The sequence below is a fragment of the Thalassospira lucentensis genome (assembly GCF_001613805.1).
Classification (GTDB): domain Bacteria; phylum Pseudomonadota; class Alphaproteobacteria; order Rhodospirillales; family Thalassospiraceae; genus Thalassospira; species Thalassospira lucentensis_A.
This window is the reverse complement of record NZ_LPVY01000003.1, coordinates 167,289-191,654: the sequence shown is the minus strand read 5'-3', so window position 1 is coordinate 191,654 and position 24,366 is coordinate 167,289. Positions and strand designations below refer to the sequence as shown.

At 51.3% G+C, this 24,366-nt stretch carries 22 protein-coding genes; 9 read left to right on the top strand and 13 right to left on the bottom strand.

All coding sequences use genetic code 11. The features are described from left to right. The first annotated feature begins 21 nt into the window (after positions 1-21). From metG to AUP42_RS03190, 3 genes are read left to right on the top strand one after another with little or no spacing between them, the layout of a single operon-like run. Positions 22-1,587 carry a methionine--tRNA ligase gene (gene metG, locus AUP42_RS03200; protein ID WP_062948846.1) on the top strand — a complete coding sequence of 522 codons (1,566 nt, stop codon included), beginning with the start codon at positions 22-24 and terminating at the stop codon, positions 1,585-1,587. Beyond that, the gene (locus AUP42_RS03195; protein WP_062948844.1) at positions 1,584-2,399 is read left to right on the top strand and encodes a TatD family hydrolase; all 816 of its coding nucleotides are present in this window, start codon (positions 1,584-1,586) and stop codon (positions 2,397-2,399) included. Before metG ends, AUP42_RS03195 begins: the two co-directional genes overlap by 4 nt. Continuing rightward, entirely contained in the window at positions 2,399-3,172 is a 774-nt protein-coding gene (locus AUP42_RS03190; protein ID WP_062948842.1) for an MBL fold metallo-hydrolase, read from the top strand. Before AUP42_RS03195 ends, AUP42_RS03190 begins: the two co-directional genes overlap by 1 nt. Positions 3,173-3,580: 408 nt before the next feature. Here the strand turns inward: AUP42_RS03190 and AUP42_RS03185 are convergent, their stop codons facing one another. Next, positions 3,581-4,075: a MarR family winged helix-turn-helix transcriptional regulator gene (locus AUP42_RS03185; protein ID WP_062948840.1), complete on the bottom strand. Its 495-nt coding sequence runs from the start codon at positions 4,073-4,075 to the stop codon at positions 3,581-3,583. Between the two features lie 319 nt (positions 4,076-4,394). Here AUP42_RS03185 and ectA point away from each other — a divergent pair, with 319 nt between their 5' ends. The 5 genes from ectA to mazG all read left to right on the top strand — a co-directional run bounded on the left by ectA (position 4,395) and on the right by mazG (position 9,366). Then, the gene (gene ectA, locus AUP42_RS03180) at positions 4,395-4,943 is read left to right on the top strand and encodes a diaminobutyrate acetyltransferase (RefSeq protein WP_062948838.1); all 549 of its coding nucleotides are present in this window, start codon (positions 4,395-4,397) and stop codon (positions 4,941-4,943) included. A 114-nt stretch (positions 4,944-5,057) separates the two neighbouring features. Beyond that, a complete protein-coding gene (gene ectB, locus AUP42_RS03175; RefSeq protein ID WP_062948836.1) occupies positions 5,058-6,341 on the top strand; it encodes a diaminobutyrate--2-oxoglutarate transaminase in 1,284 nt (427 codons plus the stop codon). A gap of 66 nt (positions 6,342-6,407) precedes the next feature. Continuing rightward, a complete protein-coding gene (locus AUP42_RS03170; RefSeq protein ID WP_062948834.1) occupies positions 6,408-6,809 on the top strand; it encodes an ectoine synthase in 402 nt (133 codons plus the stop codon). Positions 6,810-6,894: 85 nt separating this feature from the next. Beyond that, positions 6,895-8,394: an aspartate kinase gene (locus AUP42_RS03165; protein WP_062948832.1), complete on the top strand. Its 1,500-nt coding sequence runs from the start codon at positions 6,895-6,897 to the stop codon at positions 8,392-8,394. Positions 8,395-8,541: 147 nt separating this feature from the next. Next, on the top strand, positions 8,542-9,366 hold the full coding sequence (mazG, locus tag AUP42_RS03160) for a nucleoside triphosphate pyrophosphohydrolase (protein ID WP_062948830.1): 825 nt from the start codon (positions 8,542-8,544) through the stop codon (positions 9,364-9,366). Between the two features lie 17 nt (positions 9,367-9,383). Here the strand turns inward: mazG and AUP42_RS03155 are convergent, their stop codons facing one another. From AUP42_RS03155 to AUP42_RS03105, 11 genes are all read right to left on the bottom strand, one after another. Then, positions 9,384-10,190, bottom strand: coding sequence for an inositol monophosphatase family protein (locus tag AUP42_RS03155; protein WP_062948828.1), 807 nt, complete (start codon positions 10,188-10,190; stop codon positions 9,384-9,386). A 56-nt stretch (positions 10,191-10,246) separates the two neighbouring features. Next, the gene (gene hflX / locus AUP42_RS03150; RefSeq protein ID WP_062949353.1) at positions 10,247-11,578 is read right to left on the bottom strand and encodes a GTPase HflX; all 1,332 of its coding nucleotides are present in this window, start codon (positions 11,576-11,578) and stop codon (positions 10,247-10,249) included. Between the two features lie 7 nt (positions 11,579-11,585). After that, complete coding sequence (hfq, locus tag AUP42_RS03145) at positions 11,586-11,840, bottom strand: RNA chaperone Hfq (protein WP_062948826.1); 255 nt, start codon at positions 11,838-11,840, stop codon at positions 11,586-11,588. Positions 11,841-11,960: 120 nt separating this feature from the next. Next, entirely contained in the window at positions 11,961-12,647 is a 687-nt protein-coding gene (locus AUP42_RS03140; RefSeq protein WP_062948824.1) for an HAD family hydrolase, read from the bottom strand. Between the two features lie 65 nt (positions 12,648-12,712). Next, on the bottom strand, positions 12,713-14,092 hold the full coding sequence (gene trkA, locus AUP42_RS03135; RefSeq protein WP_062948822.1) for a Trk system potassium transporter TrkA: 1,380 nt from the start codon (positions 14,090-14,092) through the stop codon (positions 12,713-12,715). 42 nt (positions 14,093-14,134) lie between these two features. Then, a complete protein-coding gene (locus AUP42_RS03130; protein WP_062948820.1) occupies positions 14,135-15,517 on the bottom strand; it encodes a sigma-54-dependent transcriptional regulator in 1,383 nt (460 codons plus the stop codon). Between the two features lie 51 nt (positions 15,518-15,568). Then, on the bottom strand, positions 15,569-17,842 hold the full coding sequence (locus AUP42_RS03125) for a sensor histidine kinase NtrY-like (protein WP_156484560.1): 2,274 nt from the start codon (positions 17,840-17,842) through the stop codon (positions 15,569-15,571). Then, complete coding sequence (gene ntrC, locus AUP42_RS03120; RefSeq protein WP_062948818.1) at positions 17,839-19,287, bottom strand: nitrogen regulation protein NR(I); 1,449 nt, start codon at positions 19,285-19,287, stop codon at positions 17,839-17,841. The genes AUP42_RS03125 and ntrC overlap by 4 nt, the downstream gene beginning before the upstream one ends. After that, positions 19,284-20,429, bottom strand: coding sequence for a two-component system sensor histidine kinase NtrB (locus AUP42_RS03115; protein ID WP_062948816.1), 1,146 nt, complete (start codon positions 20,427-20,429; stop codon positions 19,284-19,286). The genes ntrC and AUP42_RS03115 overlap by 4 nt, the downstream gene beginning before the upstream one ends. A 43-nt stretch (positions 20,430-20,472) precedes the next feature. After that, entirely contained in the window at positions 20,473-21,477 is a 1,005-nt protein-coding gene (gene dusB, locus AUP42_RS03110) for a tRNA dihydrouridine synthase DusB (protein WP_062948814.1), read from the bottom strand. 95 nt (positions 21,478-21,572) lie between these two features. Continuing rightward, positions 21,573-22,379: a cytochrome C assembly family protein gene (locus AUP42_RS03105; RefSeq protein ID WP_062948812.1), complete on the bottom strand. Its 807-nt coding sequence runs from the start codon at positions 22,377-22,379 to the stop codon at positions 21,573-21,575. Between the two features lie 117 nt (positions 22,380-22,496). Between AUP42_RS03105 and AUP42_RS03100 the strand changes: the two genes are divergently transcribed. Continuing rightward, the gene (locus AUP42_RS03100; protein WP_062948810.1) at positions 22,497-23,693 is read left to right on the top strand and encodes a bifunctional 2-C-methyl-D-erythritol 4-phosphate cytidylyltransferase/2-C-methyl-D-erythritol 2,4-cyclodiphosphate synthase; all 1,197 of its coding nucleotides are present in this window, start codon (positions 22,497-22,499) and stop codon (positions 23,691-23,693) included. 71 nt (positions 23,694-23,764) lie between these two features. Here the strand turns inward: AUP42_RS03100 and AUP42_RS03095 are convergent, their stop codons facing one another. Then, positions 23,765-24,328, bottom strand: coding sequence for a septation protein A (locus AUP42_RS03095; RefSeq protein ID WP_062948808.1), 564 nt, complete (start codon positions 24,326-24,328; stop codon positions 23,765-23,767). Positions 24,329-24,366: the final 38 nt, after the last annotated feature.

Here is a 24,366-nt window from a genome sequence, read left to right as displayed (position 1 = left end):
TTGCGCGAAGGATTTGCGATCATGACCGGGCACAAACAGCCCTATTACATCACAACACCGATCTATTACGTCAATGACAAGCCGCATATAGGTCATGCCTATACCACGCTGGCATGCGACGTGCTGGCCCGCTTCAAGCGCCTGGACGGTTATGACGTGATGTTCCTGACCGGCACTGATGAACATGGTCAGAAGGTTGATAAATCGGCCGCGGCCAAGGGCATTGATCCGCAAACCTTTACCGATCAGGTTTCGCAGAATTTCCGCGATCTTGCCGTGCATATGAATTACTCGAATGATGATTTCATTCGCACGACCGAAGAACGCCACAAAAAAGCCTGTCAGGCGCTTTGGAATACATTACTTGAAAAGGGCGAGATTTATCTTGGCTCTTACGACGGCTGGTATTCCGTTCGCGATGAGGCGTTTTACGGTGAAAAAGAGCTGATTGAAAAAGACGGCGAGAAAGTTGCGCCGACCGGTGCCCCCGTAGAGTGGGTTTCCGAGCCGAGCTATTTCTTCAAGCTGTCTGCCTGGGGTGATCGTCTGCTGAAATTCTATGACGACAATCCCGATTTTATCGCCCCGCAGTCACGTCGCAATGAAGTGATCAGCTTCGTGAAAGGTGGCATGCATGATCTGTCAGTATCGCGGACCAGCTTCAAATGGGGGGTGCCGGTACCAGGTGATGAAGACCATGTCATGTATGTCTGGCTTGATGCATTGACCAACTATCTGACTGCTATCGGTTATCCGGATGTGGACCCGGCCAAGCTTGAAAAGTTCTGGCCTGCCGATCTGCACATGGTTGGCAAGGATATCCTGCGTTTCCATGCGGTTTACTGGCCTGCATTCCTTTTGGCGGCCGACATTGCACCGCCCAAACGTGTTTTTGCGCACGGCTGGTGGACCAATGAGGGGCAGAAAATCTCGAAATCACTGGGGAACGTCATTGATCCCTATGATCTGACGGATCGCTACGGGCTGGATCAGACACGTTATTTCCTGCTGCGCGAAGTCCCGTTTGGCAACGATGGTGATTTCTCTCATCGGTCGATGGTAAACCGCATGAACAGCGAACTGGCCAATGATCTTGGCAATATGTGCCAGCGCGTTCTTTCGATGATCCACAAAAACTGCAACGCTTCGGTGCCGACCGCCGGCACGTTCACCGATGCCGATCAGGCCATTCTGGGCAAGGCATATGGCATGCTTGATACCGTGCGTCCGCTATTTGACGCACAGGCATTCCACAAAGGCATCGAAGCGATCTGGGAACTGGTTGGCGATGCGAACCGGTATGTTGATGAAATGGCCCCCTGGGGCCTGAAAAAAACAGATCCGGCACGAATGGAAACGGTTCTGTATGTCCTGGCCGAAGTCATTCGCCATGTCGGTATCCTGGTACAGCCGCTGATGCCGGCATCTGCTGCAAAAATCCTTGATCAGCTTGTTCTGCCGATCGATCAGCGCGGATTTGAACAGCTTGGCGCAGACCATGCCTTGGTCGCAGGGACCGATTTGCCAAAGCCGGAAGGCGTATTCCCGCGCTATGTCGAAACCGAGGACGAAGGAGAGAAGGCATGAATGTCGCGCTCGTCGACAGCCACTGCCATCTGGACTATCCCCAGTTTTCCGAAGACCTTTCGGGCACGATCGCGCGTGCCCGAAATGCTGGCGTTGGCATGATGGTCAGTATCGGCGTAAAGCTGTCGACATTTGAAAATGTTCGCGCGGTTGCCTCCAAAGCAGACCATATTTATTGCACGATCGGCGTTCATCCACATGAAGCCGGCGAGGAGGGGCTCTCATCGCCTGATCGCCTGATCGAAATGGCATCTGACCCGAAAATCATCGGTATCGGTGAAAGCGGTCTGGACTATTACTATGACAACGCCCCGCGGGACGCGCAGCGTGAAAGCTTTCGAGCACATATCGCTGCCTGCCGCGAAACCGGTCTGCCACTGATCGTTCATACGCGTGATGCAGATGACGACACCATGGATATCCTCGAGGACGAATATGAAAAAGGGCCGTTTACCGGCGTCATTCACTGTTTCTCGAGCTCGGCAGCACTGGCGCAACGAGCGCTTAAGATCGGTTTCTATATTTCCTGCTCGGGCATTATAACCTTCAATTCGGCCCGGGAAATTCAGGCAGCGATCGTAGACGTACCACTTGATCGTTTGCTGGTGGAAACTGATGCACCGTATCTCGCTCCGGTTCCCAAACGCGGCAAACCAAACGAACCAAGTTATGTTGCCCATACAGCCGCAAAACTGGCCCAAATCAAGGGTGTCAGCCCGGATGAAATAGCCCGTGCGACCACGGATAATTTCTTTGCTCTGTTTACCAAGGCGGACCGGAAGCATCTTCTGTCGCCGGAGGCAGGCGTATAGTGACGAAAATCACCATTCTGGGCTGCGGATCATCAAACGGTGTCCCATCCGTTGGCTTGGGTTGGGGAAAGTGCAATCCGGAAAATCCGAGGAACCGGCGTCTGAGAAGCTCGATCCTGATTGAGCAGGCGGGCAAAAAGATACTTGTCGACGTAACGCCGGATTTTCGCGAACAGGCATTGCGCCATGATATCAACCATATCGATGCAGTGCTGTTCACCCATGCACATGCCGACCACGTGCATGGCATAGACGAACTTCGCTGGATCAATGTCGCTATGCATCGTCCACTGGATATCTATGCGGCAGCCGAAACCATTTCGGACATTGATCATCGCTTTGCCTATGTGTTTGAACCTTTGGCCGATGGCATTGACTTCTACTATAAGCCAGTCTTGGTCCCGCATGTCATATCCGGGGCATTCGAAGCCGCAGGGGTCCCAATAACCGTTTTTCGTCAGGATCACGGTTATGGCGAGACGCTGGGTTTCAAGGTTGGCAATTTTGCCTATTCAACGGATGTCGTCGATTTCCCGGAAGAATCACTAGAACATCTTTACGGGCTAGATGTCTGGGTCGTTGATTGCCTGCGTCATAAACCACATGCCACGCATGCTCATCTGGAGAAGGTGTTGGAATGGGTTGCGGAATTCAAACCCAAACAGACTTACTTCACCCACATGAGCATTCTGTTTGATTATGACGAGGCAATGCGCGATACGCCCGATCATGTAGAGCCTGCATATGATGGTCTCATTATAAATGTGGACTGAAGGCTAGGAAATCTGAAACGGACAATAACGGGCAATCTGATCCCACAGAGGGCGGTATTTCGCATACCGCTAAGTTCTATAATATATATTATGACAAATTATTTGTTATTTAATTACAGTATGTTATTCGAATTTCAGCTTCGGCCATAGTGACGCGTATCGAAACTTATATTGATCAGCGCACGACAGTATGTCCGGATTTACGGGAGCACGAAACAAGCCTTGGTTTCTCGGTTGCACTGGCGGCGACCCGCCATGATAAATCTCCGGAGGAAATGGCAGCAAGCATACCGCACGCCATTAATACACTGTAGGCATCTGGGCCCTTTGGAAACACTTTTATAATGCAGGGTTTTTCCGTTATTTCATGGCCTTGTTGCAGAATCATCAATTTATTGATGAGAAATTTTAGGTTCTTGGAGGCTCGGCCACCTTCTCTACAATTACCTCATGATCCAGCAATGGTGCGGCATCATAATCGCTGGCATCCATCATCCCGGAAACACGCTGGAGTGCTGCGATTAGAAAGCTTTGCTCCCATTCCTCCAGTGCCTTGAATTTATCAGAAAACCGGTCATGCAGTGCCATAGGCGCGCGATCAAGGACATTGCGACCATGGTCAGTCAGTTGAACAAATACCTTGCGCTTGTCCGTGTCCCCTCGTGCACGCCTCACCAAATTCATGGCCTGAAGCTTGTCAACCAATGCCGTAGCCGATGCTTGGGCAAGATTGACCTTGCCGGCGATTTCCCCAACAGTCATCTCACCGAATTCTTCCAGGGATTGCAGAACAATCAGTTGCGATGTCTTGAGCCCCGTGACCTTGCCCAGCTTTTTTGCGTGAATGTCGCTGGCACGCAGAATCCGACGAATTGAAATGAGCGCTTCGTGCAACTTATCCATGCTGCAGTTCCGATATTTGTTGTTTTGATTTCACTGAAGTAATAGCGGTCAAATCGGTGGCCTGCAACGTTTTCCGCTCTATTTCCATAGATGTTCTAAGTATAATTCAATCGGATTTCGCTAAATTAAAAGCTGACCATGTTTTGGTTTATGGATTAAATGCTGCGCGTGAAAATCAAATTTTTCCACAATAAAATCAATCTATTATAATGTTTCACGTTTTCGTCACCGTTGATATATTGACGTTTTTCCATCGATATTCTATATATTCCTCGCGACATGAAAGATCGCATATCGAAATAATGAGGCAGATAGACCGATGAAAATTGCCACCACAAGCGGCAATCGCGGCCACAAAGCCAATCTTACGATCCGGAAACCCAAGGCCGTAGATGGTGCCGCAGTCAATGAGCTGATCGCGGAATGCAAGCCACTGGATGAAAATTCAGTTTATTGCAACCTCCTGCAGTGTTCGCACTTTGCCGACACCTGTGTGATCGCCGAACTTGACGGTCAACCTGCGGGCTTCGTTTCCGGCTACATTGTACCGGAAAATCCTGAACGCCTGTTTATTTGGCAGGTTGCCGTATCGCCCAAGGCGCGCGGTTTAAAACTGGCGAAATCCATGATCCTCGAAATTCTGGACCGCCCGATCTGTCATAATGTGACCGAGCTGCAGACGACAATCACATCGTCCAATGCGCCTTCACAGGGTGTTTTCCGTTCTGTTGCACGTGAACTCGAAACCGAGGTCAAGCGCAAGGTCCTGTTCGAGCGTGAAACGCATTTCGATGGTGCTGCTGCCAGTGAAATACTGTGGCAGATCGGCCCGTTCGAACGCGCAGATGTTGCACGCGTCGCGGCCTGATTATCCGCCCCTACTTTTCTGAATTCTGATGCCATTTAATTGGAACAACCGGCTTGACCGGACGTTTGGCATGACAGAACCATTTTTTATTTTCCCAATCAAAAAGAGGGAATTATGACTGTATTTGATCGTCTTGAGTCGGAAGTTCAGAGCTATGCGCGCTCCTTCCCCGTAACCTTTGAAAAGGCTGAAGGTGCTTGGCTGACCGATACTGACGGCAAGCGTTATCTCGATTTTCTGGCTGGTGCCGGTAGTCTGAATTATGGTCACAATCATCCTGTGCTGCAGGAAAAACTGATCGACTATATCAAGTCGAACGGCATTACCCACGGATTGGATATGCATACCAAGGCCAAGGCAGCTTTTCTCGAAGCAATGGAAAGCAAAGTGCTGAAGCCGAGAAACATGGATTACAAAATCCAGTTTACGGGGCCCACTGGTACGAATGCAGTTGAAGCGGCTCTTAAGCTTGCCCGCCGCGTGAAAGGACGTGAAACCGTCATTTCGTTCACCAATGGTTTCCACGGCGTGACACTTGGTGCATTAGCCATTACTGGCAATGAACACCACCGAGGCGCGGCCGGTGTGTCACTTGACAATGCGGTTGCCGTACCATTCGACGGCTACATGGGCGACGGTGCCGACACGACCGAGTATCTGGACCGCGTACTTGGTGACAATTCCAGTGGCATCGCCCTGCCCGCTGCCATCATCGTTGAAACCGTTCAGGGTGAAGGCGGTTTGAATGCAGCAGATTTCGGTTGGCTACAGAAACTGGAACAGGTTTGCCGGAAGCACGACATCCTGCTGATCGTTGATGACATTCAGGCTGGTTGCGGTCGCACCGGGACTTTCTTCAGCTTTGAGCCCGCCGGGATCAAGCCGGACATGGTGACGTTGTCGAAATCTCTCTCGGCTTATGGCTTGCCGCTGGCTGTCGTTCTGATTAAGCCAGAATACGATGTCTGGCATCCGGGTGAACATAATGGCACGTTCCGAGGTAATAACCATGCCTTCGTAACGGCGGCCGCGGCTCTTGATCATTTTTGGTCGGACGACAAGTTCGCTAATGATGTTCGCGACAAGGCTGATTTCCTTGGAAAGCGTCTTGAACAGATTGCCGACCGTTATGGTGATGGCAAAATCTATCGCAAAGGTCGTGGACTGATGCAGGGCATCTGCTTTGAAAGCGGTGAACTCGCATCTAAAGTTACCAAGGAATGCTTCGCGCACAATCTAGTCATTGAAACCAGCGGCCCGGAAGACGAGGTTGTCAAATGCCTTGTGCCGCTGATCATTTCTAAGGACGATCTGGCCCATGGTCTGGACATTCTTGAAATGGCGACAGCCAAAGCAATGGGCAAGGAAATTTCTTCGGCAAAAGCTGCTGCCGAATGATTTTGGCCGGGGCAATGCATTGGCGTTGCCCCGCCCCGTAACTGAAATTAAATCAAAGAGTTAAATATGATTGTTCGTACACTGAAAGAATGTGAAGCATCAGGGCGCCGGGTCGTTGCCGAAAACTGGGAGAGCACCCGCCTCTCACTTGCCGATGATGGGATGGGTTTCTCGTTCCATATCACCACGATTTATGCCGGCACAGAAACCGAGATTTGCTATGCGAATCATTTCGAGACGGTCTATTGCATTTCGGGCAATGGTGAAGTTGAAACCATAGCAGATGGCAAGAAATACAAGATTGTACCGGGCACTGTTTATATTCTTGATAAACACGACCGCCATTATTTGCGCGGCGGTACTGAGGATATGGTTGTAGCCTGCGCATTCAATCCGCCACTTAACGGGCGTGAGACGCATGATGAGAACGGCGTCTACCCGCTTGATGGTGATGCTCTTGCCAGCTAGGGCTTTGAACTTGGGGCGGCCATCACGGTTCGCCCCAAGCTCTGACGACGTAGATTTTCAAGGAAACGCCCCCAAAGGAGGCACCATGCTTTCAGCCCAGAAAAAGACTGCCGCAAAAACGGACGCTGGGCATAGCGTTCACAAGATCGGCGGAACGTCGATGTCGCAGGTCAGTGCCGTGATGGACAATATCCTTGTCGGCAATCGCAGCGACAGCGAACTTTATAACCGCGTTTTTGTGGTTTCGGCTTATGGCGGTTTTACCGACATGCTGCTGGAAAACAAGAAAACCGGCGAAGCTGGCGTTTATCAACTTTATGCGGGCTCTGAAACCGATTGGGCATGGGGTGATGCCCTGACCAAGGTTTCTGAGGAGATGTGTGCGATTAACGAAGAAATCTTTGGTGATGCGCCTGAACTCAAATTGGCCAACGCCTTTGTTCAGGAACGTATCGAGGGCACACGCAGTTGCCTGATGGATTTGCACCGCCTTTGCAGTTTTGGGCATTTCAAGCTTGAAAAGCACTTGCTGACGGTACGTGAGATGCTGAGCGCGATCGGTGAATCACATAGCGCGCACAATACAATGCTGCTGCTTCGTGCCAAGGGGGTGAACGCAGTCTTTGCCGACCTTTCCGGCTGGCGTGAGCCGGAAGCATCAACGCTTGATGGTCGTATCGAAAAGGTATTTTCCGATATCGATATTTCCAAGCAGCTTCCGATTGCCACGGGATATGCCCAGTGCAGCGAAGGTCTGATGAGCATTTATGGCCGCGGCTATAGTGAAGTGACATTTTCGCGTATCGCCTGCCTGACGCAGGCGCGCGAAGCAATCATTCACAAGGAGTTCCACCTGTCGAGTGCGGATCCACGTATCGTTGGCGAGGATGCCGTACGTCCGATTGGTCGCACCAGTTATGACGTCGCCGATCAGCTGTCGAATATGGGGATGGAAGCCATTCATCCGCGTGCAGCCAAGGGGCTGCGTCAGAATGACATTCCGCTACGGATCGCCAATACGTTTGAACCGGAACATCCGGGGACTGTAATTGATGATCATTGGGATCCGGATGACAGCCGTGTGGAAATCGTGACTGGTGTGCCGACGGCATTCGAGATCGAGGTTTTCAATCAGGACATGGTTGGTGTTGCTGGTGGTGAAGAGACCATTCTAAGCGTTCTGAAGCGTTTCAGGGTTCCAACTGTCACCAAAAACCTTAATGCAAATACGATTACGCATTATGTGTCAGCCCCGCTCAAACAAATCCGTCGCTGTGTCGACGAGATTGAGGCGAAACAACCCGAAGCCAGTGTAAAGACACGTAAGGTGGCGATTGTTTCCGTAATTGGTGCGAACATTGATCAACCCGGCCTGTTTGCCCGTGCGGTTAGCATTCTGGATACAGACGGTATCGAACTTGTGGCAAGCCATTATCCCAGCCGCAGGGTCGACTTGCAGTTCGTGGTTGCCGAAGGCGACTTCAACAAGGCAATCAAGGCACTGCATCGCGGCCTTATCGAAGGCAAGAAAAGCAAATCTGACGATAAAGGCTCCGACAGAGCCGAAGAGCTTGCTGCTGCCTGATTACGTTTATTCTCTATAAAAAGCAAAACCCGCCAGCAGATACGCTGGCGGGTTTTGTTTTGCTATATCGGGCGGCTTGCCAGACAGGATCAGGCACGTTAGGACAGAACACCAATCACATGCCAATGACACCGGGGCAAAAGAAATATGACCGATCATAATAGCAAGGCAATCAATGCATTACTGGATGTCATGGCAAGGTTGCGTGACCCGGATGGAGGTTGTCCTTGGGATCTGGAGCAAAACTTTGCGACCATTGCCCCTTACACTATTGAGGAAGCCTATGAAGTCGCTGATGCGATAGCCCAGAATGATATGAACGAATTACGCGAAGAACTCGGCGACCTGCTGCTGCAAGTCGTCTTTCATTCGCAAATGGCATCTGAAGAAGGCCATTTCACTTTCGAAGATGTTGCAAACAGCATTGTATCAAAGATGATTGTCCGTCATCCGCATGTGTTTGGTGATGGTGACGCCAAAACCACCGATGGCGTCAATCAGATCTGGGAAAAGATCAAGGCCGCAGAGCGCGCAGAAAAGGCCGAGACGAAAGGGCATGAACGCCATAGTGCTCTTGATGGTGTAGCAAGCGCCCTGCCCGCACTGATGCGAGCCGAGAAGCTTACAAAACGGGCCGCGCGCGTCGGATTTGACTGGCCCTCTCCAGACGAGGTTTTTGACAAGCTGCACGAAGAAATCGGCGAGCTGCAGGCGGAACTGACCGAAAACCCCAATCACGACCGGATTGAAGACGAACTTGGCGATATGCTGTTTGTCATGGCAAATCTGGCACGCAAGCTGGGCGTTGACCCGGAAGTCGCGTTGCGTCGCGCAAACCACAAATTCACACGCCGTTTTCATTTCATCGAAAACGAATTGGCCCGTGATGGGCGAAGTGCAAGCCAATCCGATCTGGAAGAAATGGATGCGCTATGGAATGAGGCCAAAAAGGCAGAGCGCAATAACGGCTGAAGGATAAAAAGGCGATGCTATCCGAACAAAGGTAGCAGAATCTCGTTCATTTCTGCCCAAAGTTCCGGCGATGATGCACATAGTAACCCAGGTGCATTGCCATTGGCGTGATATTCATCTGATCCTGCTGCGGTGATATGTTTGGCAACACCACCCGCCTCACGCACCAGCAAGGTTCCGGGGGCATGATCCCACGGTTTCAGGTTGCGATAGGCACAGAAGTCAAAAAGCCCTTGGGCAATTTCCTGATATTCGGCCCCACAGCAGGAATAGTGGGCAACCTCATCAAAGAAATCGAGATGTCCGTAATGCCTGCGGATACGGTCACGGGCAAACGAGATCAGGAAACCCTTGGCATCTTTTGCCACTTGAATGTTTGAGCGAACATGCACAGGGGTGCCGTTATGGAGCGTCCCTGCCCCTTTCTCCGCGACTGTTGCTGAACCTTCAATTGGATCAATGATCCAGGCAGCGACGGTTTCATCGCCATGATAAAGGGCAACCATGCACCGAAACGGCTGACGATGATGTGCAAAATTCTTGGTCCCGTCTACAGGGTCGATGATCCAGACCGGTGCATCATTGGAAAATACACGTTCTGGTAATTTTGGATCGGCGTGGGCCGCCTCTTCACCCAGCGCAACACTGCCAGGCAAAAGGTCGCAAAAACGTCTTGTCAGAACCCGTTCTGCCTCCGTATCGGCGATTGTCACCAGGTCCATGGCATGGCTCTTGGTATCGATATCGCTTTCTTCCAACTGGCCAAAGCGTGGTGCTATTTCCTCGGCCGATACTTCGCGGATAATTTCGGTAATCTTATCCATATCGACGCTTCGCACGCGTTGTTCCTTTCCAGTTTTTAATTGGGGTCCGATCCTGCTTATACGAGGTGAGGATCGAACCCGGATTTTGCACACCAGTCTTCAAAACGCCCGACGCGACTATCATCAATGCGAACCTGCACCGAAATACCATCCTCGCCATCCAGACGCTTCAGGACTTCTCCTTGCTCATACAGCCGTGCCAGTGCCTTTCCGTCCGAATAAGGAACAAGCACTTCGAAAATCGGCATATCCTCGGTTAGACGATCTTCGATCAATGCCAGCAAGGCATCGCAGTTCGTGCCTTTGATCGCGGAAATCGCGATTGTGTTGGCGTTTCGCGATGAATATTCCTGTACCGCTGTCAGGTCTTCGCCTTCAAGCTGATCGCATTTATTCAGCGCTTCTACCAGTTCTTCGCCATCAATCGCTTTTTGCAGTCCCAATGCTTTAAGAACTTCAAGAACATCAAGCTTTTGGGCCTCCGCTTCGTGCGAAGACGCGTCGCGAACATGCACGATCAGATCGGCTTCAAGAACTTCTTCAAGCGTGGCCCGGAATGCGGCCACAAGATCATGAGGCAGGTCCGAAACGAATCCCACGGTATCAGACAGGATGACCTTTCGACCGCTTGGCAGCTCCAATCCACGCATGGTCGGATCAAGCGTTGCAAACAACATGTCTTCGGCAAAAACATCAGACACCGTTAATTGATTGAACAGTGTTGATTTTCCTGCGTTGGTGTACCCGACAAGCGCCACAATCGGATAAGGGACCCGACGGCGCGCTTCGCGGTGAAGTTCACGCGTCCGTTTGACTTCTTCCAGTTCGCGGCGGAGCTTTGCGAGCTTGTCTCCAATCAATCGACGGTCGATTTCGATCTGACGTTCACCCGGACCGGCAAGGAAGCCACGACCGCCGCGCTGACGTTCAAGGTGTGTCCATGTCCGAACCAGACGAGACTTCTGATAGCTTAGCAACGCCAGTTGAACCTGCAATCGCCCCTCGCGGGTGCGCGCACGGTCGGCAAAGATTTCGAGGATAAGGCCCGTCCGGTCGATGACCTTGCATTTCCATTCACGCTCCAGATTACGCTGCTGGATCGGGGAAAGCTGACCATTGATCATAACAATGTCGGCTTCTTCGGCTTTGATCTGATTGCCCAGACGCTCGACCACACCAGTCCCGAACAGGGTTGCCGGTCGTGTTTTCGCAATGGGCACAACATCTGCGCCCACTACATCAAAATCCAGTGCGCCGGTCAGGCTGACGGCTTCTTCCAGTCGCGACGACGCGTCGCGCCAAGATCCAGCCTGATCCGCACGTTTAAGTTCCGGATGGAAAACGAGGACCCGGGGGCTGTCATTTTCGCCGTTAGCCCCCGCAGTCAGAGATTCGTCAGCTATTTTCTTCGTCCGCAGGCTGGCTCGGATCAAACAGTTTAATCGGCGTCGTCGGCATTACTGTCGAAATCGCATGTTTGTAAACGAGCTGGGTGTGAGCATCGCGCCGCAGCAAAACCGAGAAATTGTCAAACCAGGTAATGATGCCCTGCAATTTGACTCCGTTGACCAGAAACACGGTAACCGGCGTTTTGTTTTTACGGCAATAATTCAGGAATACGTCCTGAACATTTTGTGATTTTTCCGCCATTGGTTAGACCTAGCCTTCTTTTATGAGCGTTTTTATCGTTTCGGGTGGTCAAGGAAAATGCAGAACCGATGACTTTTCTGTCTGTTACGGCTCCGGCCCCATTTTTATGACCTGACTGAACTATAAGACTTTCGCAAAGCTTTTTACAAGCCTTACAAGCGCTTCGCAATCGGGGAAATGCCAATCTGGGCTAAGAGTCGCGGAATTCGTGGCATCCCCGTGACCGGTAATTTCGTCTCCGATCAATATCGCCGTCGCACCGACATTCCGCGCACACTGAATATCGACCACACTATCACCAACAAACCACAGATTCTCATATTGCGCCGCAGCAGAGTCGCCCATGGCCAGATGTACTGGATCAGCCGCCGGTTTGTCATTTTGGGCATCTGTCGCACCGACAACGCCACCAAAAAAATGGCCCCAATCAAGATGGACAACTTCGGAACGCAGGAAATTTCCGTTCTTGTTGCTAACCACCCCGAGATAAGCCCCCTGTTCACGAAGTGCCATTAACAGATCATAGGCCCCCGTCAGCGGGGTCAGGGTTTCAAGATGAATTGCCTTGAAATGGGCATAGAACCTGTCTTTGGCTTCCTCCCAGCGATCATCTCCAAACAAGGTTGGAAAGCTGTCGCGCAACGAGCGTGCTACACGCGTTTTGGTCTCTACCAAATTCCAACGTTCTTTGCCAAAATCATCAAATGTCAGATTAAGCGCTGCCTGAATGGTTTCCCAGCTATCAACAAGCGTGTTGTCCCAATCAAAAATAACCGCTTTAGGAGGAAGAAGCATTTTATCTGACATAGAAATATCCGCGCATCAAAGTCGGTTTCATTCGTGCAAGGAATGTTTTCCTCACCGCTGTTTTTTTAGAAATATTCAAGTCGAACAGCGAACATTTTCTCGACTTTCTTGATCTGTTCCGAACCAGCAAAGACGACAATCCGGTCATTGGCCTCAATTACAGTGTTTGCACGTGGCATAACCACTTCATCATCTCGGAGGATGGCCCCAAAAACCACGCCTGCGGGCATGGCGATATCCTTGATGGCCTTGCCTACAATTGGCGCCGTCTCGAGTGCTTCGGCTTCCAGAACCTCGCCAAATCCCTCGGAAAGACTGTGTACAGCACGAATTCGACCACGTCGTACATGATGCAAAATGGTCGAAACTGTTGTCATCCGCGGGCTGATAACAACGTCAACGCCAAGTTCCGACACCAGCGACGTATAAGTGCTTTTGTTGATCAGGGTCAGTGCACGCGGGCAGCCGTATCGCTTCGCCAGAAGTGACGACAGAATATTGGTTTCATCATCGTTGGTCAGTGCCACAACGGCTTCTGCGTTTCCGACATTTGCTTCTTCCAGCAGTTCCGGATCAAGCACGTCACCGCGCAGAACCACGCTTTTCTTCGGTAATTTCTGTGCAACGAAACGGGCACGTTCCGGATCAGCCTCGATCAGACGCGTGGTTACACCGGGGAAATTCTGATTGATTTCCTCGGCAAGAAACAGCGCGATGTTACCGCCACCGAATATCACAATCCGTCGCGCTTCCGGATCTTCGTGCCCAAAGGCCGACATTGCACGATCCACCTGATCGCTGGACACGGCCAGATAGACCAGATCGCCCGCCAGCATCTGATCGTCACCCTTGGGATAAACCGGCTTGTCATTGCGGATCATCCCAAGGATCGAAATATTCAAATCAGGGAAAAGCTGGTGTAATTGCCGAAGCGGTGTATTGATTACCGGGCAATCTTCATTACACCTCAGCCCAAGGATTTTGACTTTGTCATCCGCAAAGGGGATCATGTCAAAGGCGCCCGGCGCACGCAAACGACGTGCGACAGCACGGGCCACTTCCATTTCCGGCGAAATGACCACATCAATCGGCAGTTTTTCACGGCCGAACAAGCTGGCCCATTCCGGTTGCAGATAGGTTTGACTGCGAATTCGGGCAATTTTTGTCGGCACATTGAACAGGGAATGCGCAACCTGACAAGCCGTCATGTTGACTTCATCGGCAAAGGTCACGGCGATCAGCATGTCAGCTTCATCGGCACCAGCTTGCTGTAAAACGTCAGGATGCGATCCAAAGCCAATGATGCCTTTGACTTCCAACGTATCGGAAATCTTGCGAACAAGTTCTTCCGACTGATCGATAACTGTCACATCATTGTTTTCTGCAGCAAGATATTTGGCAATGTGGAAGCCCACCTGCCCGGCGCCGCAAATGATGACCTTCATTGTTTCGTCTCCCGTTCAAAAGCTCCGGATCGCGATGGCGGATTATTCCGCACGCTCCCCATTCACGCCCAGACTTTTGAGTTTTCGATGCAAGGCAGAGCGTTCCATACCGACAAAGCTTGCAGTTTTGGAAATATTCCCGCCAAAACGTTCCACCTGCGTTTGAAGATATTCCTTTTCGAACATCTCGCGGGCTTCGCGTAGAGGCAATGCCATGATTTCACTGGTTTTATCAAAATTCAAAGATACCGGAACATCTTCAAACAACTCCGATGGCAGCATTTTGCCACTGATGACATCCGTACTGTCATCTGGTGCCATAATCATCAGGCGTTCGATTACGTTGCGCAATTGACGAACATTCCCAGGCCAGTCGTATGAATGCAATGCGGCGAGCGCTTCGGCGGAAAGCTTGCGTTTTGGGAGCCCGGTTGCCTCTGCATAGCGTACAAGAAACCATTCTGCGAGGTCAGGGATATCGTCACGACGCTGCTGCAGGGACGGAACCTGCAACGGCACGACATTCAGACGATAGTACAAGTCCTGGCGAAACCGCTGCTCCGCAATCCTTTCTTCCAAATCTCGCGCAGTTGTTGCAATAACGCGTACATCCACGCTAACGGGGACAGAACCACCGACACGCTCGAATGTCTGCTCCTGCAGAACGCGAACGATTTTACCCTGCGTTTCCAATGGCATATCTGCCACTTCATCAAGCAGCAAGGTTCCACCATGTGCGAGTTCCAGCACACCTGTACGTGCTTCCCGATTGGCCGCGGCGACGGCACCAAACAGTGATTCTTCCATTGTATCGGGCGAAATATTCGCGCAATTCAAAACAACAAAAGGTGCTTCGGCACGGGCAGAATTTTTGTGGATCAGACGCGCAACGACTTCCTTTCCCGAACCCGCCGGGCCCGAAATCAAAATTCGGCTTCCGGTGCGGGCCACACGGTCAATCGCCTGGCGCAATCCATTAATGACAGAAGAACAACCAACCAGTTCGGTGTCTCCCCCTGCCCGCATGGTCAGTTCGCGGTTCTCCCGGCGCAGGCGGGCATCGTCGATTGCGCGTTCGACGACCAACAACAGTCGATCCGTATTGAATGGCTTCTCAATGAAATCATATGCACCGTTACGTGACGCTTCCAGTGCCGTTTCGATGTTGCCATGTCCCGAAATCATGACGACAGGCACTTCACTATGTTCACGCTTGATCAGTTTCAGAGTCTCGATACCATCGTGATCGCTTTCGTCCATCCAGATATCAAGAATCACCAGACTCGGCCGCCGTGCGGCAACCTCTGACAACGCTTCCTGGCTTGAACCTGCCTGGCGGGTTTTGTGCCCTTCGTCTTCGAGGATTCCGGCGATCAGTGCCCGGATATCTTCTTCATCATCGACGATCAGAATATCGTGCGCCATGTCGTGACCAATATGCCCGTATCTAAAATTATTGCTGATGAAACAACAGGATCAGTTGTTCAAAGAGGTGCTATTTGCAGTTTCTTCTGCAGTTATATGCTTACCTGCGACTGGAAAGGCCAGTGTAACCGTTGCTCCGCTTTCAACACCGTCAGCAAGTATAAGCTCTCCGCCATGGTCTTCCATGATTTTCTTGACGATTGCAAGCCCCAGACCTGTACCTTTTGACCGCGTTGTTACGTAGGGTTCGGTTAGTCTTTCACGATTTTCAACCGGCAAACCTTTGCCATTATCCGAGACCGTAACGTAGATGCGTTGATGTTCATCAGAGCGTGTCACAGAAATTTCAATACGGCCCGGCGGCAATTCGCTTTCGCCCCCTTCACGTCCGTCAATCGCCTCAGCGGCATTTTTAAGGGTATTGGTTAGGCACTGATTGACCTGTCGAGCATCGCATGAAACTTCAATATCACGGCCTGCTTTCGGATCGAAATCATACGTTATTTTATTGTAGGCCTGCTTTTGTAGGAATACCGCACTTTTGACCAGATCAACAATCTTTTCGGATTTCATCTTCGGTGATGGCATTCTCGCAAAACTTGAGAATTCGTCGACCATACGTCCGATGTCTCCGACTTGACGAATAATCGTGTCGGTACAGGTTTTAAACACTTCGGTATCGCTTTGAATTTCCTTGAGATATCGACGCTTTAAACGCTCTGCCGATAATTGTATCGGTGTCAGCGGGTTTTTGATTTCGTGCGCGATGCGACGCGCAACGTCGGCCCAGGCGGCCATACGCTGCGCGGTCTGAAGTTCCGTTACATCGTCAAAAGTCACAACATAACCGAAAATAGACCGGTCTTCCGCGCGCTCGACCGTTACCCGCGCCAAAAGCATCAGGGCCAAACCATCCCGTCGGATTTCAATCTGCCGCGATTTGCTTCGATCACCTTCCTTGTGCAGATCGTCGAAAAGTTCGGAGAATTCCGGGATTACCTCGCAGATTGACTGCCCGATAGCCCCGTCAAGATCAATCCCCATAAGGTCGGAAGCACTGCGGTTTGGCAGATTGATGTGGCATTCTGCATCAAGCCCGATCACCCCGGCAGTCACACCACCCAGAATTGCCTCGGTAAACCGACGGCGCTCGTCATTCAGACGATTGGCCGCTACCAGTTCGGTACGCTGCGTATCAAGCTGGGATGTCATGCGGTTGAAAGCACGGGTTAGTGCTTCAAGTTCGTCTTCCTGGCCTGCAAGCGGAACACGGAAGGTCAAATCGCCGTCACGGACCTTTTCTGCCCCCACAATCAATTGGGAAATCGGTTCGACCAAGCGTGTTGCAACCATAAGACCCAAAGTCACTGCAGCCAGAAGCAAGACAACGGCAATCAGCACGAAAATCATCACGAAGGTGATGACAATCCCGGACCGTTCACCTTCAAGGTTTTCGTAGGCAGTTACCGCCTTTCTGGCCTTGTCGATACGCTCAAGGACATTGGGATCCACAAACCGGCCGACCAGAAGATACCCGTCAATGAAACTGTCGAGATGCGCCATGGCGCGAATACGGTTGTCCGTATTCCCCAAAAGCAGAACAACATCATTGTTTCGCGCCCGATCATAGACTTCCTGTGGAATTGGTGACAGGACCGGATCGTAGGAAAAACTGTAGTCGGACTGCGCAAGTACGGCACCGCTTCCGTCAATTATCACGGCTTCCGGCAATCCACGAGCGTCGGCCTGAGCCGTCAGTATCCGGTTGATACGTTCTCTGTCTGTCGCAAAATTGACGCCAAGACGTTGAAGGTCATTGGCCGTTGCCAGAACATCGGCCCGGATAAGCTCTTGGTGTTCTTTTAGGTATGCCTCTGCAATGACCATGCTTTCTTCGACGGCAGTTCTGATACGATCACTGAACCATCCCTGAATACCGAAATGCAGAAACAATGCGGAAAAAATAGCAACGATAATGGCCGGGGTCACCGCCACCAGCGAGAACAGTAGAACCATTCTTGTGTGAAGCTTGGCACCGGCCGTACCACGCCGTCGTTCCGCCCAAATCTGAACGAGCTTGCGCGCAACCAGTGTGGCAAGCGCCAAAACAAGAATAAGATCAATGTTTAACAGCAGGATGATCAGACGTGGTTCCGGCCGCAGCGGAGCAGTACCAGTCATGGCAAGATAGGTCGCCAGAACCGATACAAGCCCGGCACAGACCAGACCAATCGCAAACTTGCGCGACTGGCTTAATCGACCCAGAAATCTGACAAACCCTGAACGCATCAGACGACTGGTGACGGGTCGTCCGGCTTCGGTCATTTTGCGCCTCTGACGACTTCCAGTCCCAGATCGCGGATTTTCTTGCGCAATGTATTCCGGTTAAGTCCCAGAACCTCGGCCGCCTTCACCTGATTACCACGGGTAGCTTCCAGTGTAACAGTCAGCAAAGGACGTTCCATTTCGCGCAATATACGATCATACAGGCCGCTTGAAGGAAGGTCTTCGTCATGGGCATCATAGTATTCGCGAACATGACGTTCGATCGATTCCGCTAGAGACTGCGGTTCCCCAACCGGTGCGGATTCACTGATGCTGTTTTCCGAAAACTCCGTTTCGATAACATCGACGCCAATCACGTCATGCGAATAGAGCGCAGTCAAACGGCGAACCATATTTTCCAGTTCGCGTATATTTCCAGGCCATCGATGGGCTTTTAAGCGCGCCATGGCCTCGGCTGAAAGTGTCTTGCGAGGCAACCCCTCTTCACTGGCCTGCATGAGGAAGTGATTGACCAACTCGGGAATGTCTTCCAGCCTTTCACGCAATGACGGTAGCCGGATTGGAACGACATTAAGACGATAGAACAAATCTTCGCGGAAGGTGCCTTCGCGGATCAGCTTGCGCAGATCCCTGTGGGTTGCAGCGACGATGCGGACATTCACACGGATCGGTGTGCGCCCGCCAACACGGGTATATTCGCCTTCCTGCAAAACACGCAGTAATCGGGTCTGTGCCTCAAGCGGCATGTCACCTATTTCATCAAGAAATAGCGTTCCACCCTCAGCCTGCTCAAACCGGCCTACCTTGCGCTCGTTAGCTCCGGTGAAGGCCCCTTTTTCATGGCCAAAAAGCTCACTTTCGATAAGCTCGCGCGGAATGGCCGCCATGTTAATGGCAACGAACGGGCCGTGGCGACGTCCGCCATATTCGTGCAGCGCACGGGCCACCAACTCTTTACCGGTGCCACTTTCTCCTGTCACCATGACGGTAAGGTCGGTGTTCATCAGACGGGCGAGAGCACGGTAAATTTCCTGCATAGCCGATGATCGACCGATCAGAGGTAGACGATCATCCCCTTCATCATCAGAGGATTTGGCATTCTCATCAGCCTGTGGTGTTTCGAGTGCCCGATCAACGATGCTTATCAACTCATTCAAATCAAACGGTTTTGGAAGATATTCAAAAGCCCCTCTCTGGGCTGCTTTTACCGCTGTCATCAGAGTGTTTTGCGCGCTCATGACGATCACACGCAAGTCCGGACGCAGTTTGCGGATACGCGGAACCATGTCGAGCCCGTTTTCGTCCGGCATCATCACGTCTGTGATGACCAGGTCGCCATCCCCGTCAGCGATCCAGTCCCACAAGGTCCGTCCGTGACCGGTGCTTCGTACCTCATGGCCCTGACGCGACAATGCCTGTGTCAGAACGGTACGGATTGCACGGTCGTCATCAGCAACAAGAATTCTGGCCGGGCTCGGGCTCATACGGTTTCTTCCTTGTTCTTAATTATATTGCCCGCACCGACATCTTCAGCCAGCGTGCGGTTATAGATTGGCAGCATGATCTGGAATTCGGCACCGCCCCCCGGTGCATCTTTAACCTCAATCACACCACCGTGGTCATTGATAATCTTGGCCACCAAGGCCAACCCCAATCCTGAGCCGGTTGGTTTTGTTGTTACGAACGGGTCAAACAGGCTTTCGCGCATGTCGGGTGCAATACCTGGTCCGTTGTCACGTACAGACACGACCAACGGCAAATGCACACGCGCATCACCGCCCGCAACAGCAAGGCGAACACCGTGCTGATAGCGGGTCGATATCACAATATGACCGCTATCATGATCAACCGCTTCGCCCGCATTCTTCAAAAGGTTCAAAAACACCTGAATAAGCTGATCCCTATTCCCGAAAACCGGTGGCAGCGACGGGTCATAGATTTCTTCGAATGCCAGATGTTTGCCAAAGCCGTTTTCGGCTAGCCTGCGGACATGTTCAAGCACGGTATGGATATTGACTGCACCGCGTTCCATCGGTTTATCAGAAAAGATTTCCATACGATCAACAAGGTCGACAATACGATCTGCCTCGTCACAGATCAGACGCGTCAGGACCCTGTCGTCCTCGTTTGAGGTCTGCTCAAGCAATTGAGCTGCACCACGGATACCCGAAAGCGGGTTTTTGATCTCGTGTGCAAGGATTGCCGCCATTGCACTTACCGAGCGGGCTGAGTTCCGGCTCAACAGCTGATTATCAATCTTTTGCGCGATAGAGCGCGGCTCGAACGTCAAAACGGCGCAGTCGGGTTCATCTGGCATCGAACCCACGGTCAGGTTTACTGTATGTTTGCCAATTTTTGGGCTCTCGATCAGAAGATTATGATCAGCCACCAGGGTCGCTTCGTCAATTGCCTGAGTGATTAGAGAAAAAACCGGGCTGTCACCTGGAATGAAATCCTTGAGATTGCTGCGGCAGAGGACGGCGGCGCTGGTATTGAACAGCTGTTCCGTCGCCTGATTGACGAAGCGGATTTTGCCATCCCGATCAGAAACGATAACCGCACTGGCAATTGCATTAAGCACGCCAGTCGGATCTACCCCGTTCCCTTTGCCAAATCCAAGTCTCATTCAAAGTTTCCCCGATAAAATAGCTATTTGGTTCTTGTTATTCTCAGGCAGCAGCCTGGTTTTCGGTATTCTCAATCAGTGGCTCATAGAAAGCCCTGATTTGACTCCTGACTTCAGATGGATCACTTAACTCATTAACAACACGGCGAAATTCCGTCGCATTGCGCAAGCTGTTGCAGTACCAAGCCAGATGCTTTCTGGCGATCCGCACACCTTGCAGCCCGTGATGATCAATCATCGCATCATAGTGACGAAGAATGGTTTCCAACTGCACATCAAGCGATGGTGCAGCCAGTTTTGTGCCTGTTTTCAGGTAATGTGAAACCTGCGCCAAAAACCACGGTCGACCTTGTGCGCCGCGTCCTACCATGACACCGTCAGCACCAGAACGTTTCAGAAGTTCTGCTGCGTCTTCTTCTCTGTTGACATCGCCATTGCCAATGACCGGGATCGATACGGCCTGTTTGACCAGCCCAATTGCACCCCAATCAGCATCACCCTTGTAAAACTGACAACGTGTGCGCCCGTGAATGGTCAACATCGCAATGCCGAGTTCCTCGGCAATTTTCGCCAGCCGCGGCGCATTACGATTATCGTCGTCCCACCCCAAACGCATCTTGAGCGTCACAGGCACGGAAACAGCGTCAACGGTTGCCTTTATGATATCCGCAGCAAGCTTTTCATCGCGCATCAGGGCCGAACCGGCATAACCCTTTGTGACTTTTTTTGCCGGACAGCCCATATTAATATCGATGATCATCGCACCGCGATCTTCATTCATCTTTGCGGCCAAAGCCATTTCATCGGGTTCGGTCCCGGCAAGCTGAACGGAAAGCGGGCTCTCGGCTGCACAATCACCGTGCATCTTGCGCACTTCCTTCTGATGGCGCTGAATGCGTGTCATGGCATCAGACGCAATCATTTCCGATACAACAAGGTGGCCGCCAAACTGGCGCACCTGTTGCCTGAAAGGAAGGTCAGTCACACCTGACATCGGTGCCAGAATGACATTCTCTGGCACGGTTACAGAACCGATCTGCAAAGACATGAAGAAAATCCGATTGCCTAAAACTTGGGCAGATTAATGAAACTGGCGCGGCGTTGCAACAACTCTAAGCGAATTGTCGAATATATAGGCCCGGATCAACCGATCAGATATCCACTGACAAATCGCACCCCAGGGAATGCCAGCGTAAGCAGAAGCCACGCCCCAAGAACAAATCGCACCGCCATTCGGCCCCGCAAGGTGGATTTTTCATGAATGAAGATCAGAGCACAAATCACAGCGAAGCCAAGCAGGGTCAAAAGCATTTTGTGATCAAGATAGAAAAGCGACTGATCTTCGACCTGACGTAGTGCAAAGCCGGTGAAAATGCCAACAACAAGAACCCAAGCAGACCATTTAAGAAAACCAACCAGCATATATTCACTGTCACGCAAAGGCGGCAGGCGGCGGCTCCAGCGATTGGGCCGCCTGTTCTTCAGGGCATTTTCCTGAACGATATATGCCATTGCCGCTATTGCTGCCAAAGTAACGAGTGCATAGGTCACCAGAGACGTTCCGATATGCACCCATAGCCAACCGGAATAAAGAACCGGTTCTGATACTGATGGGTCGAAAACCGGCTCGAACACATTGAAAAACCCGGCAATTCCACCAAACAGTAAAAGATATCCCCCGATATAACCGGCAAGGCGCCATATCTGTTTCGGCCCTTTGCAAATAACAAGCCCGCCAAAAATCAGGATTACCGAAAGCTCAGACCAATGCAAAGCCGCTGTAAAGCCGCGCGATTGCACTTCTTCGCCGGTTAATCCAAGAACCACAACGGTGCCCAAAGCCGCTATGCAAATCGAGGTAAACAGCCAGACATCACGTTGAGGATCACGCCGCATGATTTGCGTGGTCAACGGCAACAGGCACAAAATGTGAAGAACGGCAGCGAGCATGTTCGGATCCGGACTTAAGCTGTTTACGTCATAAGGTCGGGCAAATGGCGACTTGGCAAAGTCGTCGCAGAAAGATAGCCTGCGGCACAATTCAGACAAGTCACGGCATGAACGTTTATGACCAAAAAAATCGCAGTTGTCATCGTTGCTGCAGGCAGCGGTAGCAGATTTGGCGACCCGATACCAAAACAATATCATCTGCTTGGCGGAAAGCCATTGTTGCGGCACTGTATCGAGAGTTTCGCAAAGCTTGTGCCGCTTGAAATGATCCGGGTGATTTATAATCCGGACCATCGGGATCGCTACGATGACGCCATGAACGGGTTATCGCTGCCGGAACCGATCGCCGGAGGCCTGACAAGACAACAGTCGGTTCTGAACGGATTGCGATCACTGGCAGATGAAAACCCGGACTATGTCCTGATACATGATGCGGCAAGACCCGGGATTTCCGACGATGTTATTTTGCGCGTCGTTAATGCATTGTCAGAACATTCTGGTGCAATTCCGACCCTGCCCGTTATGGATACCATAAAACAAGCAGGTCTTTCGGGCTTTATTGAAAAGACAATTCCGCGCGCACAACTTCATCGCGCCCAGACACCACAGGGTTTCCATTTCGCAACAATTCTTGAAGCGCACAAGCAATTTGAAGGATTGGAGTTCACCGACGATGCCGCCCTTCTCGAGCAGCTTGGCCTTGATGTAATCTGTGTCGAGGGTAATGTTGCAAACGATAAAATTACGCGCCCTGACGATATGGATCGTGCGCATGACCGGTTGTACTCTGGTTCTAATTTAAAGAAAGAAAATAAGAAAATGATCCGCGAAGAGTTTCGGGTTGGCACAGGTTTTGATGTTCATCGCTTTGCGCCGGGCGATCATTGTATTTTGTGTGGGGTATCTGTGCCTCACACCGCACGTCTTGATGGTCATTCCGATGCAGATGTCGGATTGCACACCCTTACAGATGCATTGCTTGGGGCGATTGGTGCCGGTGATATCGGTCAGCATTTCCCGCCATCCGACATGAAATGGAAAGGTGCGGCATCCGACCAGTTTGTTTATCATGCGGTCAAACTTATCCGCGAACGAGGTGGCCGCATCATCAACGCGGATATCACGCTGATTTGCGAACGCCCAAAGATCGGACCTCATACTAGGGGCATGCGGGAAAAGGTTTCGGAAATACTGGGGATTGATGTTGATCGGGTCAATGTCAAAGCGACCACGACCGAGCGTCTTGGCTTCACTGGTCGCGAGGAAGGTATAGTGGCACAGGCAGTCGTAAGTATCGCCCTGCCAGTCGAATAATCACATACAAATGAAGTGAAAGGCCGGGACTTGTGTCACGGCCTTATATTTGTTCGTTAAGCTTGAGCTGATTAGGCTGCGGGTGAGCCGCCCTCTTCTTCCGGCAACTGATGTTTCATCAATATCGGGACCTGTGCCATGCCGAATACCATCGTCAAAGGCATGATGCCCCAGACTTTGAAGGCGACCCAGGTATCGGTCGAGAAATTACGCCAGACGATTTCATTGATCACGGCGAGGACAATAAAGAATATGCTCCAACGCCAGGTCAGGATGCGCCAACCTTCGTCAGTCGCCTTGAACGCGCTTTCCAGAACCAGCTTCAAAAACAATTTTCCTGCCATCAAACCACCAAACAGAATTGCCGCAAAAAGCAAATTAACGATGGTCGGTTTGATTTTGATGAACAGATCGTTGTCCAGATAAAGGGTCAATCCGCCAAACACGATCACAAAAACCCCGCCAATCAACGGCATTACGGGGATCGTTCTGGCAACCAGGAACGAAGTGATCAGCGATACAACAGTGGCAGCCACAAAAACTGCGGTAGCAGTCATTAGATTGGTTGTTGCATTTACAGCGAAAAAGAGAATGAGTGGCCCCATTTCAAGGGCCAATTTTGCAAGCTGGTTCATTGGTCACTTCGTAATATGTAAAATTTCGGCCATCCTAG

What these genes read in the sequence shown, in the direction of transcription:
- AUP42_RS03140 (WP_062948824.1), bottom strand. Translation starts at nt 12,647, where the DNA reads ATGTCAGATAAAATGCTTCTTCCTCCTAAAGCGGTTATTTTTGATTGG.
- AUP42_RS03155 (WP_062948828.1), bottom strand. Translation starts at nt 10,190, where the DNA reads ATGGATAAGATTACCGAAATTATCCGCGAAGTATCGGCCGAGGAAATA.
- AUP42_RS03125 (WP_156484560.1), bottom strand. Translation starts at nt 17,842, where the DNA reads ATGACCGAAGCCGGACGACCCGTCACCAGTCGTCTGATGCGTTCAGGG.
- AUP42_RS03195 (WP_062948844.1), top strand. Translation starts at nt 1,584, where the DNA reads ATGAATGTCGCGCTCGTCGACAGCCACTGCCATCTGGACTATCCCCAG.
- AUP42_RS03170 (WP_062948834.1), top strand. Translation starts at nt 6,408, where the DNA reads ATGATTGTTCGTACACTGAAAGAATGTGAAGCATCAGGGCGCCGGGTC.
- hfq (WP_062948826.1), bottom strand. Translation starts at nt 11,840, where the DNA reads ATGGCGGAAAAATCACAAAATGTTCAGGACGTATTCCTGAATTATTGC.
- ectB (WP_062948836.1), top strand. Translation starts at nt 5,058, where the DNA reads ATGACTGTATTTGATCGTCTTGAGTCGGAAGTTCAGAGCTATGCGCGC.
- AUP42_RS03100 (WP_062948810.1), top strand. Translation starts at nt 22,497, where the DNA reads ATGACCAAAAAAATCGCAGTTGTCATCGTTGCTGCAGGCAGCGGTAGC.
- metG (WP_062948846.1), top strand. Translation starts at nt 22, where the DNA reads ATGACCGGGCACAAACAGCCCTATTACATCACAACACCGATCTATTAC.
- AUP42_RS03185 (WP_062948840.1), bottom strand. Translation starts at nt 4,075, where the DNA reads ATGGATAAGTTGCACGAAGCGCTCATTTCAATTCGTCGGATTCTGCGT.
- ntrC (WP_062948818.1), bottom strand. Translation starts at nt 19,287, where the DNA reads ATGAGCCCGAGCCCGGCCAGAATTCTTGTTGCTGATGACGACCGTGCA.
- dusB (WP_062948814.1), bottom strand. Translation starts at nt 21,477, where the DNA reads ATGTCTTTGCAGATCGGTTCTGTAACCGTGCCAGAGAATGTCATTCTG.
- AUP42_RS03165 (WP_062948832.1), top strand. Translation starts at nt 6,895, where the DNA reads ATGCTTTCAGCCCAGAAAAAGACTGCCGCAAAAACGGACGCTGGGCAT.
- AUP42_RS03115 (WP_062948816.1), bottom strand. Translation starts at nt 20,429, where the DNA reads ATGAGACTTGGATTTGGCAAAGGGAACGGGGTAGATCCGACTGGCGTG.
- trkA (WP_062948822.1), bottom strand. Translation starts at nt 14,092, where the DNA reads ATGAAGGTCATCATTTGCGGCGCCGGGCAGGTGGGCTTCCACATTGCC.
- AUP42_RS03095 (WP_062948808.1), bottom strand. Translation starts at nt 24,328, where the DNA reads ATGAACCAGCTTGCAAAATTGGCCCTTGAAATGGGGCCACTCATTCTC.
- AUP42_RS03105 (WP_062948812.1), bottom strand. Translation starts at nt 22,379, where the DNA reads ATGCTCGCTGCCGTTCTTCACATTTTGTGCCTGTTGCCGTTGACCACG.
- ectA (WP_062948838.1), top strand. Translation starts at nt 4,395, where the DNA reads ATGAAAATTGCCACCACAAGCGGCAATCGCGGCCACAAAGCCAATCTT.
- mazG (WP_062948830.1), top strand. Translation starts at nt 8,542, where the DNA reads ATGACCGATCATAATAGCAAGGCAATCAATGCATTACTGGATGTCATG.
- AUP42_RS03130 (WP_062948820.1), bottom strand. Translation starts at nt 15,517, where the DNA reads ATGGCGCACGATATTCTGATCGTCGATGATGAAGAAGATATCCGGGCA.